Genomic DNA, 15,676 nt, shown 5'->3' on the forward strand with positions numbered 1-15,676 from the left:
GAGTCGATCGAGAGGCGAGCTGGGTGAGCACCGCCGGGGCCGGCGTCCAGCCCACGACGTCGTACCACAACCGCCGCAGTTACTCCGGTGGTCGCCGGACCGTCGCCCCGCGCAGTGAGGTTCCCCCCCCGGGGAGGATCGACCAGATCGACGCCTCCGTGGCACCACCGAGGCTGATGACCTTGGCGTCCGGGCAGGCGCGTGCGATGTCGGCCCGGGGCCCGACGCGGATCCAGTCCCCGCTCAGCATGACGAGGCGAAGGCTCGCCAATGCCCCTGGCCGCGCCGCGGCGACCGCGAGTTCCATCAGCGCGGGCACGGAGTTCCTCACGGTCACCCCGGTCCGGTGGGTCGACTCCGCCCAATAGTCCGGATCCGCTTGCCGAGCGAGTGCTGCCGCTCGACCGCCTTCCGGTTCCCCGCGACGATCTCCGCGCGCAGCAGGCCGTGCCGCTGCCTGAGCGAGCCCATCGTCGGCGGGGCCTGCTCCGGTTCCGGCTCGCCGACGTCGCCGGGCCGCACCACCCGCAGGCTCGCCGCCCGCACTCCGGCCGGCGGCCGCGAGTGCTCGGCCGGGTCGGAACTCATCAGGCGGCCCTCCGGTCCTCCCGGACGTCGTGGTTATCGCGGCCTCGCCGCGCCCACTCGCGTTCCATTTCGGCGACGAGGTCGCTCCACACGATGCCCCGGCCGAGCCGGCCATCCGGTTCGGGGGTTCTCGGCTCGATCGGGACGGGCACCGCGGCCTGGTTGGTAGTCACGAGATGGCCTTTTTGTCGTGGGCTGGCACGGTGCCGGTGTGCTCGAACCGGCCGCCGTGAAAGAGCAGCGCCGAATCACCCACGCCGCGAGTGGCTTCGAGCACCTCGCCGACGAAGATCGAGTGGTCGCCCCCGCCGTACACCTTGACCAGCTCGCATTCCAGCCAGGCAAGGGCACCGGCGACCAGCGGGGTACCGGTACGCCGGCCGCGCACCCACTCGATGGCGTCGAACTGGGCCCGGCCGCGCGGCCGCCGCGAGTCGGCGAAGTGCCGCGCCACCTCCTGCTGGTCCCCGGCGAGCACGGAAACCGCGAACGACCGCGCGGACATGATCACCTCGTGCATCCGCGCCGCCTTGGCTACGCAGCACAGCACGAGCGGCGGCTCCAGCGACAGCGACGTGAACGCGTTCGCCGTCATCCCGTGGCCGTCCCGGCCGCCCGCGGTGAGCACGGTGACCCCGGTGGCGAACTGCGCCATCACCTCGCGCTGCGAGGCCTGCCTAGACAACCGTTGCGTCGGCGGGCGCGGCAACCTGGCTATCGGCCGATGGCCACCTGCGGAACCGTTGTCGGCCACGTCATCCTCCCGCGGTCAGCATGGCCGCGTTCGCCGAGTACGGAGCGAGCGCGGCACGCAGCTCCTCGGGAACCCTGGCCGGGACGGTGTTCGTGTTCGGGCCGCGCATGCACGCGATCCGCTGCCTGCCGCGGGCGACCAGGATCTCGCCGTCCTCGTGCAGGTGCACGTAGTCGAAGCTGAACTGGATCTGGGTCTGGGTCAGCTCCTCGAGCCGCATCCGGATGGACAGCTCGTGGAACGCGGTGATCTCAGCGAAGAACTCACACTCGACCTTCAGCGTGAACAGCTTCAGGTCGTCGCGAACCTCCGCCAGCACGGTCGGTGCCTTCTCCTTGAGGAACATCTCCCGGCAACGTCCCTGCCAGCGCAGGTAGTTCACGTAGTAGACGTTGCCGACCAGGTTGGTCTCCTCGAACCCGACGGTGTGCCGGATCTCGTAGTAGTCCGTCATGCTCAGGCTTCCTCTCCCGCGAGTACCGCGAACACCACCGGGGCGGGCCGGTCGTGCACCATCGTCGCCCAGGTCGCGATCTTCGCCCCGCCGGCGGACAGCACGGCCCAGCCGTCCTGGTGCACCCGGTGCACGGCCAGCGACTGGGTCAGCTCACCGGTCTTGCGGACGCACTCCAGCGCGGTCCACACCCTCGTGCGCGACACCGTCACCGGCTCGCCCGACTCGGCGGCGAGCAGGTCGCTCACCGCGAGCAGCTCGGCGCCGAGCAGGCCGGCCCAGTCCTGTTCGCCGCGCTCGGTGGCGGCCTCGGCGTCGCAGGTGAGCTTGCCGGAACCGGCCACCACGAACGTCAGGCCCGCGGTGTGCGAGGCCGAGACCTCGAACCCGTCCGCCTCCGGCTTGCCGTCCGGGCGGTAGCGCAGCCGCACCAGCCTGCCCGCCGCCCTGCTCGCGGCCAGTTCGGTCTGTGCCCTGCGCTGCGCGGTCGTGCCGACGTCGCCGTCGGCGGGGTCGGGCTCGACCACCACCGCCCGGTGGCCGCCGAGCACCCGCTCCAGCGCACGCTCCACATAGGATCCGAGCACGGCCGGAACCCACGGTCCGGCGCCGTCCCGCTTGCGGACCGCCCGCAGGGTCAGCCCCTCCCAGCGCTCCACCAGCTCGCCGTCCTGGGCCCGCACGTCGAGGTCGTAGACGTAGGTGTCGCCGTCCTGCGACCGCTCCACCGCGTCCAGCACCACGTACTCCAGGGCCTGCTGCCGCTCGCGGTCGGCGAGGTACAGCCGCTCGATGCCCTGCGGCAGCAGCGTCGCGTCCGGGACGCAGCACTGGATCGCGTGCATCATCGCGTCCCGCGTACCCGGGTCGGCCAGGATCCGTTCCTGCGGAAGGAACGGCGCGAACCACGCGGCCTCGGACCTGGTGGAGATCTCGGCCACCGCCTGCCGCGCGCTCGCCCTGCGGTAGGCCAGCAGCCGCTGGAACCGCTTGCCCTGGAACAGCACGCTGCCGTAGAGCTCGGTCACCGGGTCCACCGGAACCGCCGACAGCTCGTGCGCCCCGGTGACCTCGCCCCGTTCCGGCTCGGGGCCGGAGTACCGCAGCCTGGCCCGGAAGTGGTCCGCGCCGAACCCGGTTTCCCCGCTGCGGATCACGACGTCGACCGTGTCCTGGTCGCGGACCAGTGCGGCCACCCTGATCGTGGTCGAGCCCGTGCGGGGCACCACGATCGGCCGGAGGAACTCGACGCCGTCCAGCCGCGGCGAGCCCGTCCGCCCGCTCACCGCCGCGGCCACCTGGGTCATCGCCTCCATGCCCAGCACCGCGGGGAAGAGCAGGTCGCCGTCGAGCAGATGGTCGCCGAGATAGGGATCGCTGCCGTCGGCGAGATCGGCCTCGGTGATCAGCTCGATCCCGGGGTAGTGCACGACGGCCCTGTCCACGAACCTGGTCAGCGGCAGCTCGGGCCGCTCGATGGGCAGCGTGGCCAGCCCGCCCGTGCGGCCACCGACGACGAGCACCGGTGGCGCCCCTGGGTCGGCGAGCACCTGGCGCAGCACGTCGATGCCCTTCTCGGTGGAGATCGGGGTGATGCCGTCGCGCTGCAACGCCTCGACCACGCCCAGCTTCTCGCCCATCCCGGCGCCGGACCACACCGACCACTCCATCGCCAGCACACGGGCCCCTGGGTGTTCCTGGCCGAACCGCAAGGTCAGCTCGGACATCCAGTCGTTGGCGGTGGCGTAGTGCGCCTCTCCGCGCAGGCCCGCCCTGCCGATGATGCTGCCGAAGGTCACCAGCAGCTTGATCCGGTCGGCGTCCACAGCGGACAGTACCGCTTTCAGGCCGTCCACCTTGGGCGCCACCGTCGAACGGAATCCCTGCTCGGTAAGGGAGAACAGGGCCGCGGGTTCGTTCCGCCCCGCCCCGTGCAGCACCGCGGTGACCTGGCCGAGGCTGGCCTGCACCTGCTCGATCGCCTCGCCCACCTGCCCGGCCGACGTCACGTCGGCCCGCACGTAGCGGTACCGCACACCCGCCGCGTCCAGTCTGGACAGGTTGGCCGCCAGCTCGGTGTCCTCGGCCGGGTCGGCCCTGCCGAGCAGGGCCAGTTTCGCCCCCGAATCCTTCGCGATCGCCAGCGCGCACTCGGCCGTGATGCCCTTGCCGCCTCCGGTGACCAGCAGTACGTCGCCCTCGCCGAGCGGCGACGTGCCGGGTTCGACCGTCCTCGCCTGCCTCGCCTCCAGCATCGGCACGGTCCGCCTGCCGTCGGCGGTGTACCGCACCTCGGCGAAGTCCGTCGTGGCCGCTACCTCGGCGACCACGGTGGACACCGCGTCGGCGAGCGCGTCGCCCGAGGGCACGATGTCGTCGAGGTCAACGATCGTGGTTCGCGTCGAAGGGTCCTCCAGCCGCAGCGTCCTGGCCAGCCCGGCGGCCCCGAGCCCGCGCTGCACCACGACGAACCGGGTACCGGTCGGTGCGGCCAGCGCCGCCCTGCCCGCGTCGAGGAACAGGCCGAGGTGGGCGGCACCGCAGTCGGCGGGCAGGCACAGCAGCACGCCGTCGCCGACCCCCGCGCTGGCCAGCGCGGCTCGCAGCGGTTCGGCCAGCGGGTGGCCGTCCGGGGCGAACACGGTCCACTCGTGCGTCGCGCCCCCCGCCGAGCCGAGATCGGCGCTCGGCCGCGGCCGCTCGACGTAGTCCACGGCGAACGAGCGCACCCACGGCTCGACGCCCGGCACCTCGCCAGCCCCGGACGTCCCGTCCTTGGCCTGCTCGGTCTCGGCCAGCTCGTCGATCATCTCGGCCAGCTCACCGAGGCACGCGGTGGCGAAGTTGGGCATGCCCTCCAGCGGCGGGCGGCCGAGCGTCCTGGTCACCTCGTTGACCAGCTGGCCGACCGTGATGGAACTCAGGTGCAGGTCGTCCAGCGGGTGGCTGTCCGCGGTGACGGTCTCCAGGGGCAGCTCGACGCGCTCCGCGGCCAGCTTGCGCAGCAGATCCAGCGTGCTGCCACCGCCACCGGCCGGTTCGGCCGCTTCCTGCCTTGGCCGCTCGGCGGGTTCGGCGGACACCAGCTCGGCGTCGATCGCCGGAGCCGACTCACATGGGCTGGCCAGGAAGGTCATATCGCCTTCGAGCGAGATCGGCCGCACAACCCTGCCCTCGAACAGGGCCTCGGTCCGCACGGGCGCGCCGAGGCTGAACGCCGCGCCCGCGACGGAAAGCAACGACGACAACGAGCCGCTGTCGGTGTCCACCGACAGCACCGGGGTACCCGGCGCGATCGACTCGAGCAGCCCGGCGAGTACCCGGCCGGGACCGACCTCGAGCACGAGATCGCAGCCCTCGGCCGCCTTCGCCGCGGCCTCGCGGAACCGCACCGGCAGCACGACCTGGTCGCGCAGCAGCTCGCCGAGGTCCTCGGCGCCGTGCAGCACCTCACCGGTCACGGTGGACACCACCGCCCCGCTGAGCCGGTCGAACCCGAACCCGGCCAGATGCTCGGTCAGCGCCTCGGCGGCCGGTTCGACGGCGGGCGAGTGGAACGCGTGCGAGACGTTGATCCTCGTCGCGGTCACGTCGGCGGCCCGCGCCTTCGCGCACACCCTTTCCACCGCCTCGGCGGGGCCGGAGATCACGGTCTGCCTCGGCGCGTTGTACCCGGCGATCACCACGTCTTCGCCGTCGGCGAAGCGCTCCACGCCGTTCGGGTCGGTGGCCAGCCCGGCCATCGCCCCGTCGCCGTGGCTGGCGCCGGCCATCACCTTGCCGCGGATCGCGGCGAGCCGGAGCACCTGCGCCTCGTCCATCGCCCCGCCCCAGTGCAGCGCGCTCAGCTCGCCGAGGCTGTGCCCGGCCGCGATGGCCGCCTCGATACCGAGCTCGCCGAGCACCCGCAACGCCGCGAGCGAGCCGGTGACGATGCGGGGCTGGGCCACCTCGGTCGCCACCTGGTCGCCGCCCTCGGGCAGGTTCGCGATCCGGAAGATGTCGTCGGCCGAGAGGAACCGGCGCCGCAGCGCGCCGGCGGCACCCCGGCCAGAGCCCTGCCCGGGGAACAGGTACGCGATGCGCGGGGCACTCGTCCTGGCCGCGGCGAAGACGCCCTCACCGGCGGCGAAAACACTGGTCGCCCCTCCTTCGAGCGTGCTGAGCAAGCGGGTCAGCTTGCGCTCGGCCTCGTCCGGCGTGCTCGCCACGACCGCGGCCCGCGCGGCCCCGCCGGTCAGCGTGCCCGCCAGCGCCCCGGCCAGGTCGGTCAGCTCGGCCATCGCCAGCTTGCCGACGAACCCCGCCACCTTTTCGATCCGCTCGCGCAGCTCGGCGAGGTCGCCCGCGTCGAGCAGGAGCAGCTCCGCGTCCTGCCTTCCAGTGACCAGGTTCCTCGTGGTGTCGTCCAGTTCCACGCGCCGCGGCACGCCGGGGGCCTGCTCGACGGCGATATGCGAGTTGATCCCGCCGAAGCCCATCGCGGAGACCCCGGCCCGGACCGGCCGCTCGGCGGGCCACAGCCCCGCCTCGCGCGGCACGTACATCGCCGCCGACTCCGCCAGCAGCTGCGGGTGCGGGTCGACGTGGCCGGTGGCCGGTGGGATCACCTGGTGGTATACGGCGAGGGCCGCCTTGATCAACCCGGCGACCCCCGCAGCTGCCTTGGTGTGCCCGAGGTTTCCCTTGATGGTGCTGAGCGCGGCCGGTTCGGCGCTCGCGTCCGCGTCCCGGCGGGCCGACGAGAGCGCCTCGATCTCGGTGGCGTCGCCGACCGCGGTCCCGGTGCCGTGTCCCTCGAAATAGGACACCGTTTCCACGCCGTAGCCCGCGCGGCCGTAGGCGCGCGCCAGCGCGAGCCGGTGGCCGCCGACCTCCGGCCGTGTGATGCCGCCCTTGCCGTCCGAGGAGATTCCCCAGCCGGTGATCGAGGCGTAGATCCGCGCGCCCCTGGCGAGCGCGTCGCTCTCCCGCATCAGCACCAGCATCCCGGAACCCTCGCCAGGCCAGAAGCCGTTCGAGCCCCGGTCGTAGACCTTCATCTCGCCGGTGGCCAGCGCGCCGGTCTTGGCGAAGCCGATCACCTCGAACGGGTCGATCGAAAGGTCGACGCCACCGGCGAGCGCTACGTCCAGCTCACCGTCGGCCAGCGCGTTCGCCGCCGTCGCGACGGACAGCAGCGACGACGAGCACGCGCCGTCGACGGTGAACCCGCCGCCCTTGAAGTCGAAGTGGTTGCAGATCCGGCCCGCGATCGTGTTGGCGAGCCCACCGGCGAGCGTGTCCTCGTCGATCCCGGGGAACGGCGCCTTGTACCGCTGCTCCAGCTCGCCGAGGAACGTCGCCGTCTCGTCCTCACCCCAGCCCTTCTCGACCAGCGCGGCGGCCACGGTCCGCCGGACGTAGGGCCAGCGCAGCCGCATGAGGTTGGCCCTGGAGAACTCGCCGGTAAGGCTGTTGCCCAGCACGACACCGGTCGACTCCCTCGGCAGTCCTTCGCCGCCGGGCAGTCCGGCGTCGGCCAGCGCCCTCGACGCCACCTCGAGCGCCAGCCAGTGGGTCAGGTCGGTGGAGCGGTACGTGCTTCCCGCGACCTTGTACCGCAGCCGGTCGAACTCGAAGTCGCGCAGCACGGCTGCCTGCTGCGAGTAGAATCGGTCCGGGGCTTCGGGATCGGGTGAATAGTAGTCCTGGCTGTTCATCCGTTCGTCCGGCAACCGCCGGAAAGCCCGGCGCCCCGCCAGCACGTTCTCCCACAGCTCACCCGGCGAGTCGGCGTCCGGATAGCACAGACCGACACCGACGATCGCGACCCGCTCGACACCCATCAGGACCACCACATTCCCGCCGTTCGCGCATCACGTCCGCCACGACACACGGCCACCGTCCTGGCGTTCGCAAGAATGCGCGAAACGTCAAAGCTGCTCATGGACTACCTTCCATATCGTTCGAAACGCACGGCCTGTTGGCGACGCACGATTCGTGGCAGCTGGAACCTCGAGCGCGACGCTTTGCGATGACTCGCTGTTGACAGCATGCCCAGTAAGCGTAAGAAACGTCTTCTTTGATAGTGCCCCGGCCGTGGCCGCGCAGAATCGTGCGAGAATCGCTGTTGTCGCGGGCAGCAATCGAGAAGACGCGGTCGCCGAGGCGTTCGGGAACGCTCACCGCGATGGACCGCTGGTCGGCGACCAGGTCGGATGCTCTCGACGACTCGTCGCCGGTCAGTGGCCCATTCATGTGGTCAAGCGTCACAGCACGGTTCTCACCAGGGCGTCTCCGACCGTGCGCTTCTCGTGCCGATCGCCCTGCCGGAAGCAGCCAGGGAGACGCACCGGTTCCGTGGGTGCTGCGAACGTGGTGCCACATGGGCCATTCATCGACGAGGGGACGCGGGGCATGACAGACCTGGTGTCCGTTCTGGTGAGGGAGCTCGCCCGGGACGGCGTCCGGCAGGCGTCCGGCGTCGTCGGTGCGGGCAATTTCCTCGCCGTCGCCGGCCTGATCCGGCACGGCGTCGACTACGTGGCCGCCCGGCACGAAGGCGGGGCGATGGCGATGGCCGACGCCTACTACCGGGCCACCGGCGAGACCGCGGTCTGCGCCACCACGCATGGAGCCGGTCTTTCCAACAGCGCCACGGCGTTGAGCGAGGCGGTGAAACATCGCAGCTCCGTGGCCGTCATCTGCGGCGACGCGCCGACCGGCGGCCCACGTCCTTTCGACATGAACACGGCCGGATTCGCCGACGCGATCGGTGCCCGCGCGGTCCGCGTGACGGCAGGCGAGCCGGTGCGGCGGACGGCGCCACGGGCGCTGGCGCTCGCCCGCGACGGGGACGGCCCGGTGATGGTGTGCCTGGCCTCCGCCGCATGTTCCGGCGAAGGGGAACCGGCGGTGGTGAGCGAGCCGGTCCGCCGGCCCGCATGCCAGCCGGCGGAAGTGGACGCCGTCCTGCACCGGCTCGCCACGGCGCGCAGGCCGCTGGTGCTCGCCGGGCTCGGTGCGTGGCGGTCGGGTGCGGCCAAGGTGCTGCAGGACCTCGCGGCGCGGGTCGGCGGGCTGCTGACGACGACGGCGATGGCGACCGGCCTGTTCGGCGACTCCCGGTGGTCCATCGGCGTGTGCGGCGGTTTCGCGTCCCCGGTGGCCGCGGACCTGATCGGGCAGGCCGACCTGGAGATCGAGGCCGACGCCACAGACGCCGCGATCGCGCTGCTCGACGCCATCGACGCGGCCGAACTGGTGCGCACCGACTGGCGCGACGTGGCGGAGCCGATGCTGGCCGGAGTGGGGTGGGCACAGGAGCCGTACACGGACGTGAGCACGACCGAACGGATCGACCCGCGCACGCTGAGCTTGGAGCTCGCTGGAATCCTTCCCGCGGAACGGACGGTCGTGCTCGACGGAGGCCACTTCATCGCATGGCCCTTCATGTACTGGTCGATGCCGGATCCCGCGGCGACGATCTTCATCGGTTCGGCCTTCCAGACGATCGGTCTCGGGTTCGCCGGGGCGGTCGGGGCGGCCGCCGGCAGGGCCGACCGGCTGACCGTGGTCGCCCTTGGCGACGGCGGCGCGTTGATGGGGCTTGCCGACCCTGGAGACGCTGATCCGTTCCCGTCGTTCGGTCCTTGCCGTTGTCTACGACGATGCCGCCTACGGATTCGAGGTGCACCGTTACGGCCGCGCCGGGGCCGATCCCCGGACGATCGAGTTCCCCGACACGGATTTCGCCGGGGTGGCCGCCGCGTTCGGGGCCCAGGTCGCCACGGTACGCACCGTCGGCGACCTTTCGGTGCTGCGCGAATGGTGCGCGGCAGGCATGCCGGGCACGCTGGTACTCGACTGCAAGATCGTTCGCGAGGTGGTCGCGCCATTCCTGGCGGAGCCTGCGGGCGGACGCGGATCGGCAAGCGAGGAGACGGCCGGGCCCGTGACCGGCAACCATAATCGACAGGCCATTACTGGAAGTGCCTGTCCTGATTTCGAGAGGACGTTCAATGACCGCGATTCATGAGGCCGAGGCGACCAGCGACGCCCTGGACGCTTACTACGGCGAGTTCACCGGCGAGAAGCAGAAGGAAGCCCTTGGCGTGCCGCTGCGGCTGGTCGAGGCGTGGTCGCGCAACGACGCGACCGACGTCGCGAAGGTGTTCACCGAAGAGGGTGTGATGCTGCTTCCCGGCGATGTCTACAAGCGCGGCCGCGAAGAGATCCAGGCTTTCATGGCGGCCGCTTATTCCGGTCCGTTCAAGGGGACGGGCGTAACGGGACGACCGGTCGACTTTCGGTTCGTCACCGACGACGTCGCCGTGTTCCGGACGCACGGCGGAATTCTCGCGCCCGGGGAGACCGAGATCGCGCCGGAACTGGCGGTGCTGTCGAGCTGGGTCGTCGTGAAGCGGGACGGCCAGTGGCAGCTCGCCGCCTACCAGAACAGCCCGCGTGGGGGCGGCGCGACCCTGCGCTGGTAATCCGCCGCGATCAGCAAACACCTGACAAGACTCGCTTGGAGGACGAACCAATGAGCAGCAACGCCGAAGCCCTCGTCGAGGGTGCGAAGAAGTGGGCGTCACACTACGGCCCCTACCCCAACGGGGTCGAGGGTGCCGTGGTGACCGCGCAGCTGCGCGTACGGGCGGGGTGGGACGCGAACGACGCCGACGCCATCGCCGACCTGTTCGTCGACAACGGCAGCATGCTCGTGGGCGATGCCCAGCTGAGCAGCCGTGAGGAGATCCGCGCGTACCTGGCCGATGCCTTCGCCGGTGGTTTCCAGGGAACCCGGCTGACCGACGAGCCGAAGGAGGTCCGCCTGCTGACCGACTCGGTAGCGATCGCGGTCACCGAGGGAGGTGTCGTCAAGAAGGGCCAAGACGGCATCGAACCGGAAGAGCTGGCCCGCTCGCTGTGGGTGCTCGTCAAGAAGGACGGCGACTGGCGGGTCGTGTCGAGGCAGACGAGCCCGGTCAACAGTTAGGAGCGGGTGTCTCCTCGACCTCGATCGAGATTGAGGAGACATTCCCACGAAAGTGGCGGTCGGTGGCGTCACGTGGCGTCACCGCGAGCAAAGCGGCCCAGCCGTGGTGTCGGCCAGGACCGCGCCGCCATGTCTGGCCGGAACCGAGACCGCACGTCAGAACCAATCAGGCACAGGAGATGCGATGTCAGCCGATTCCATTCGGGACCTGTTCTCCGCTCAGGTCGAGCGGACGTTCGCCGGGTCGGACGAGCGGATGTACCGCACGGGCGACTTGGCTCGGGTCGGCAGGGACGGCGGCGAGTCCCTCCATGCGGCGCGACTCTCCACGGTCGCCGGTCCCGCGGCACTTGTCGACGCCACGCAGAGCACCGCGGCCTGAGAGACAAAGAGAACGCGATGACCGAACAGACCCGGCCGCTGACCGGCGCCGAATATCTTGAAAGTCTCCGCGACGGCCGCGAGATCTACCTCTATGGCGACCGAGTCAAGGACGTCACCGAACATCCGGCGTTCCGCAACCCGGCGCGCATGACGGCCCGGCTCTACGACGCACTGCACGACCCGGAGCATCGGGACGTGCTGACCACCGAAACCGACGCCGGCGGCCCCGGCGGCTACACGCACCGGTTTTTCACCACGCCGCACAGCGCGGCCGATCTGATCGCTGACCAACAGGCCATCGCCGCGTGGTCACGGCTGAGCTACGGCTGGATGGGCCGTGGTCCGGACTACAAGGCGTCGTTCCTCGGCACGCTCGGCGCGAACGCCGAGTTCTACAACCCGTTCGCCGACAATGCGAAGCGCTGGTACCGGGAGTCACAGGAGAAGGTCCTGTACTGGAACCACGCCTTCGTACATCCGCCGGTGGACCGGCACCGGCCGCCGGACGAGGTCGCCGATGTGTTCGTGCACGTCGAGCGGGAGACCGACAGCGGTCTGGTGGTGAGCGGAGCGAAGGTCGTCGCGACGAACTCCGCGCTCACGCATTACAACTTCATCGCCCACACCGGGTTGCCCATCAAAGACCGCAAGTTCGCCATTGTCGCCACCGTGCCGATGAACGCCCCTGGCCAAAAACTGATCTGCCGCCAGTCGTACGCCGCCTCGGCCGCGCTGACCGGCAGCCCGTTCGACTACCCGCTGTCCTCGCGGCTGGACGAGAACGACAGCGTGCTGGTGCTGGACAAGGTGCTGATCCCGTGGGAAAACGTGTTCATCTATGGCGATACTGCCAAGGTCGGCATGTTTACCGGGTATTCCGGGTTCAACGAGCGCGCCATGTTTCACGGTTGTACGCGGCTCGCGGTGAAACTGGAGTTCATCGCCGGTCTGCTGGCCAAGGCGCTGGACATCACCGGGGTCTCCGATTTCCGCGGGGTACAGACGCGACTAGGGGAAGTGCTCGCTTGGCGCAATCTGTTCTGGGGGCTGTCCGACGCCGCAGCGCGGAACCCGGTGCCGTGGCGGGGTGGCGCTGTCCTGCCCAACCCGGACTACGTCATGGCTTACCGCTGGTTCTCCCAGATCGGCTACGCGAGGATCAGGGAGATCGTGTTGCAAGATGTCGCGAGCGGACTGATCTACCTCAACTCCAGCGCGCAGGACTTCCACAACGATGACATCCGGCCGTACCTTGACAAGTACCTGCGCGGATCGAACGGGGTCGACGCCGTCGAGCGGGTAAAGGTGATGAAACTGCTCTGGGACACGGTCGGCACCGAATTCGGCGGCAGGCACGAACTCTACGAACGCAACTATTCCGGCAACCACGAAAACACCAGGACCGAATTACTTCGTGGGCAACTCGGCGATGGCAAGCTCGACGGCTATCGTGCGTTCGTCGACCGCTGTCTTGCCGAATATGACCTGAACGGCTGGCAGGTGCCGGACCTCGCATCGTTCCCCGACATCGGCGCGGCAGCCCGCGCCCTCCTTGGCTGACGTGATCATGTTTCGATGAAAGGACGGTCAGCACATGACTGCCGCCATGGATACCTCGGCGAACGACTATCCGCTTCCACCAGAGCCGGGCCTGACCGAGCAAGAAGTCTTGGCCCGCGCCGAACGGATCGCCAAGACGCTCGTCGACCGCCAGCAAGAGACGGAGGCCCGCGGGTTCTATGCGCTCGACACGCATGAACTGCTGCTCAAATCCGGCTTCTACCGGCTATTGGTGCCACGGCGATACGGCGGTTACGAATTCGGTATCGACACTCACATGCAGGTGGTTGCAAGGCTCGCGCGGGGGTGCGCGTCGACGGCGTGGATGTACACCTTTGGGGCGTCCCACGCCCATCTGATTGCTACCGTTTATGGCGAACAAGCGCAGGATGAGCTATTCGCGGGCGGTGACTTCATCTGCCCGGGAGTCATCGCGCCGGCCGGGTTCGCCGAGCCTGCCGAAGACGGCGGCTGGATCGTGGACGGCGTGTTCCGCTATGCCTCCGGCTCGCCCTACGCCACTCATTTCGTCGGCCAGACCTTCGTCGCGGGAGCGGAAGGAGAACCGCCCGAGCAGCTGATGTTCATCGTGCCGAGGGACCAGTGGCGGCGGCTGGACGACTGGGGTTCCCAGCTTGGCCTGAAAGGCAGTGGCTCGTACAGCGTCAAAGTCGAGAAGGCGCATATCCCGGCGCACTACGCGCTGCCTGGTACGCATATGGGAATGATCTCCGTCGTTGGGGGAACGCCGGGGCTTCGGTTGCATCGCACCACCTTGTACGGCGGAAGCGTGGTGGCCCCGTTTACCTTCCAGCTCGGCGCGCTGGCCGTGGGCATGGCCACCGCGGCGCTGGATGTCTACGCCGAGCTGACGCGGGAACGTCCGGTCACGTATCCGCCGTTCGGACCGCGTGCTGAGGACCCGGATTTTCAGCTCCGTTACGGCGAAGCGGCTGGACGCATCGCGACGGCACGGGCGGCGATGACGGACATGCTAAGGCAATGGCATGAGACGGCCGAGCAGGGGAATGTCACACGTGAGGTGGAGCTCCGGATGTCGATCATCAGCCGCGAGGTCGTACGGCAAGCGTGGAACGCGGTATCCGACATTCTGTTTCCCACCGCCGGGACCAGCGCCGTACGTGCGGGCGAACGGCTCGAGCGGATCTGGCGGGATATGTCGACCCTGCATACGCATGCCGGAGTGCACATCTATCTGGCCACCATCGCCCCCCGCGAACTCGCTCAATTGGAACTGGGCATCGCGAGCTGAATTCACCACACGTTATCGCCGAGATCAGGAGGAACCGGGTGCTCCGCAATTTGGTGCTGGACCACCGAATCCAGAAGTATGTGCGGGATGTTTCCCTTCGCGAAGACGACATCGCGCGTGAGCTGCGGGCGGCCACCGTGCGGCTCTCGTTCGAGCACGGCATGTTGACTCCACCAGAGGAGGCGCAGTTGCTTGGCTTCCTCGTCCGGCTGACGGGGGCCACCACCGTCGTCGAGGTCGGGACGTTCACCGGGTATGGCACGCTGGCCATGGCCCGCGCCGTCCCCGCACATGGGCGCGTCATCACGTGCGACGTCAACGCGCAGTGGCCCGAGATCGGCCGCCCTTTCTGGGAACGGGCCGGGGTCGCCGACCGTATCCAGGTGGAAATCCGTCCCGCCGTCGAGACCTTGGACGCACTGCTTGCCGACGGTGCCGCCGGCACTGTGGACTTCGCGTTCATCGACTGTAATAAGGAAAGCTATTCCGACTACTTCGAACGATGCCTTGAATTACTCCGGCCGGGCGGATTGCTTGTGCTGGACAACGTGCTCTGGTCAGGCAAGGTGGCGCGCCCCGACATCAGTGATGAAGAGACAGACTCACTCCGCGCGCTGAACGCCGCACTATGCGATGACGACCGGGTTGACCTGAGCATGCTGCCGGTCTTCGATGGTGTGACCCTAGCGTATAAGCGAGCCAACTATTCGCGCGCCGCAGCGTAGTCCACAGTAGTAGTCAAATTTGGTCAGGCACACCCCACGGCCCGCGCCGGATTTGTCGCCGACGGAACCCGGCCCGGACTGACTCGGGAGGAGGCGGCGAGCTGCGCGAAGTCAAGAAGCGTAACCGGTTGCTGGAGCAGGAGAAGGTGATCCTGCAGCGCGCGGCGGCGTATCTGGCGCAGGGTAACCTGCCGGGAAAATGGTCTTCCCGCTCGTCCGTGAGCTGGTGACGTGCGGGGTCCTTTGTTTCTGTGAGGGTCCCCCCGGACAGTGGACAGGTGATCAAGCAGCTTTCGCTGCGCCTGTCAGGGACTGCTCGGAGCAAACAGGGCTGAGCATCCCGATAGCGGAGTGACGCCGATTATTGTTGTATCGATCGATCCAATTGTCAACCGCGGCAACGAGTTCCGCCTTGGTGATGCGCCCCGGGTTCTGTGCAGGCTCTGATCTCAGGGAGGATGCAGAGCATGCCGGAACCGAAGAAGTTCAGCGACGAGCTGCGTGAGCGGGCGACCCGGATGGCGTTGGACGCGATCGCGGCCGAGGGTCAGCGGATGGCGGCGATCCGCCGGGTCGCGGGCCAGCTGGACGTGCACCCGGAGGCGCTGCGGACGTGGGTCGAGCGGGCCGAGATCGACGCCGGCACGGCACCCGGCCGCACCAGCGATGATGCGGCACGGATCGCCGAGCTGGAACGCGAGGTGCGTGAGTTGCGGCGGCCAAATGAGGTCCTGAAGACGGCCTCGGCGTTTTTCGCCGCCGCGGAGCTCGACCGCAGGATCAAGTAGCGTCTGACGATTCCACGCCTAGGCGGGTTGTCGAGGGGAAGAAGGTCGGGGTCGAGTCGATCTGCGCAGTCTTGAACGATGCGGATGTGCGGATCGCCCCGAGAACCTTCTGGGCGGCCAAGAAGCGCACGCCGTCGAAACGTGCCGTGCGGGACGCCGAACTGCTC

The 15,676-nt window shown here is 69.2% G+C and carries 15 protein-coding genes and 1 pseudogene; 9 read left to right on the forward strand and 7 right to left on the reverse strand.

The window, feature by feature from the left end; all coding sequences use genetic code 11:
• Positions 1-79: 79 nt before the first annotated feature.
• From IE317_RS06120 to IE317_RS06140, 6 genes are all read right to left on the reverse strand, one after another.
• The gene (locus tag IE317_RS06120; RefSeq protein WP_191307066.1) at positions 80-331 is read right to left on the reverse strand and encodes a hypothetical protein; all 252 of its coding nucleotides are present in this window, start codon (positions 329-331) and stop codon (positions 80-82) included.
• 2 nt (positions 332-333) lie between these two features.
• On the reverse strand, positions 334-588 hold the full coding sequence (locus IE317_RS06125) for a hypothetical protein (RefSeq protein WP_191307068.1): 255 nt from the start codon (positions 586-588) through the stop codon (positions 334-336).
• Positions 588-761, reverse strand: coding sequence for a DUF6222 family protein (locus tag IE317_RS45390; protein ID WP_373308971.1), 174 nt, complete (start codon positions 759-761; stop codon positions 588-590). The genes IE317_RS06125 and IE317_RS45390 overlap by 1 nt, the downstream gene beginning before the upstream one ends.
• Entirely contained in the window at positions 758-1,243 is a 486-nt protein-coding gene (locus IE317_RS06130; RefSeq protein ID WP_191307070.1) for a flavin reductase family protein, read from the reverse strand. Before IE317_RS06130 ends, IE317_RS45390 begins: the two co-directional genes overlap by 4 nt.
• A gap of 100 nt (positions 1,244-1,343) precedes the next feature.
• Positions 1,344-1,796 (reverse strand): acyl-CoA thioesterase, encoded by a 453-nt coding sequence (locus IE317_RS06135; protein ID WP_191307072.1) that lies wholly within the window; start codon positions 1,794-1,796, stop codon positions 1,344-1,346.
• A 2-nt stretch (positions 1,797-1,798) separates the two neighbouring features.
• The gene (locus tag IE317_RS06140; protein ID WP_191307074.1) at positions 1,799-7,624 is read right to left on the reverse strand and encodes a type I polyketide synthase; all 5,826 of its coding nucleotides are present in this window, start codon (positions 7,622-7,624) and stop codon (positions 1,799-1,801) included.
• Between the two features lie 571 nt (positions 7,625-8,195).
• Here IE317_RS06140 and IE317_RS44340 point away from each other — a divergent pair.
• From IE317_RS44340 to IE317_RS06175, 8 genes and pseudogenes are all read left to right on the forward strand, one after another.
• Positions 8,196-8,915 (forward strand): annotated as a pseudogene (locus tag IE317_RS44340) (thiamine pyrophosphate-binding protein); the annotation flags it as partial.
• Between the two features lie 472 nt (positions 8,916-9,387).
• Positions 9,388-9,816, forward strand: a complete 429-nt coding sequence (locus IE317_RS44345) for a thiamine pyrophosphate-dependent enzyme (protein ID WP_229902513.1) — start codon at positions 9,388-9,390, stop codon at positions 9,814-9,816.
• Positions 9,800-10,273: an SgcJ/EcaC family oxidoreductase gene (locus tag IE317_RS06150; RefSeq protein ID WP_191307076.1), complete on the forward strand. Its 474-nt coding sequence runs from the start codon at positions 9,800-9,802 to the stop codon at positions 10,271-10,273. Before IE317_RS44345 ends, IE317_RS06150 begins: the two co-directional genes overlap by 17 nt.
• Positions 10,274-10,323: 50 nt before the next feature.
• Positions 10,324-10,779, forward strand: a complete 456-nt coding sequence (locus IE317_RS06155; protein ID WP_191307078.1) for an SgcJ/EcaC family oxidoreductase — start codon at positions 10,324-10,326, stop codon at positions 10,777-10,779.
• Between the two features lie 184 nt (positions 10,780-10,963).
• A complete protein-coding gene (locus tag IE317_RS06160; RefSeq protein WP_191307080.1) occupies positions 10,964-11,161 on the forward strand; it encodes a hypothetical protein in 198 nt (65 codons plus the stop codon).
• 17 nt (positions 11,162-11,178) lie between these two features.
• Entirely contained in the window at positions 11,179-12,723 is a 1,545-nt protein-coding gene (locus tag IE317_RS06165; protein WP_191307083.1) for a 4-hydroxyphenylacetate 3-hydroxylase family protein, read from the forward strand.
• A gap of 34 nt (positions 12,724-12,757) precedes the next feature.
• Positions 12,758-13,996: an acyl-CoA dehydrogenase family protein gene (locus IE317_RS06170; protein ID WP_191307085.1), complete on the forward strand. Its 1,239-nt coding sequence runs from the start codon at positions 12,758-12,760 to the stop codon at positions 13,994-13,996.
• Positions 13,997-14,034: 38 nt separating this feature from the next.
• Complete coding sequence (locus tag IE317_RS06175; RefSeq protein WP_191307087.1) at positions 14,035-14,721, forward strand: O-methyltransferase; 687 nt, start codon at positions 14,035-14,037, stop codon at positions 14,719-14,721.
• A gap of 282 nt (positions 14,722-15,003) precedes the next feature.
• Here IE317_RS06175 and IE317_RS45395 read toward each other — a convergent pair whose 3' ends face one another.
• Positions 15,004-15,174, reverse strand: a complete 171-nt coding sequence (locus tag IE317_RS45395) for an integrase core domain-containing protein (protein WP_191307321.1) — start codon at positions 15,172-15,174, stop codon at positions 15,004-15,006.
• A 14-nt stretch (positions 15,175-15,188) separates the two neighbouring features.
• Here IE317_RS45395 and IE317_RS06185 point away from each other — a divergent pair, with 14 nt between their 5' ends.
• Positions 15,189-15,509: a transposase gene (locus tag IE317_RS06185; RefSeq protein WP_191307089.1), complete on the forward strand. Its 321-nt coding sequence runs from the start codon at positions 15,189-15,191 to the stop codon at positions 15,507-15,509.
• Positions 15,510-15,676: the final 167 nt, after the last annotated feature.

The sequence above is a fragment of the Amycolatopsis bullii genome, assembly GCF_014654205.1.
Taxonomy (GTDB): Bacteria; Actinomycetota; Actinomycetes; order Mycobacteriales; family Pseudonocardiaceae; genus Amycolatopsis; species Amycolatopsis plumensis.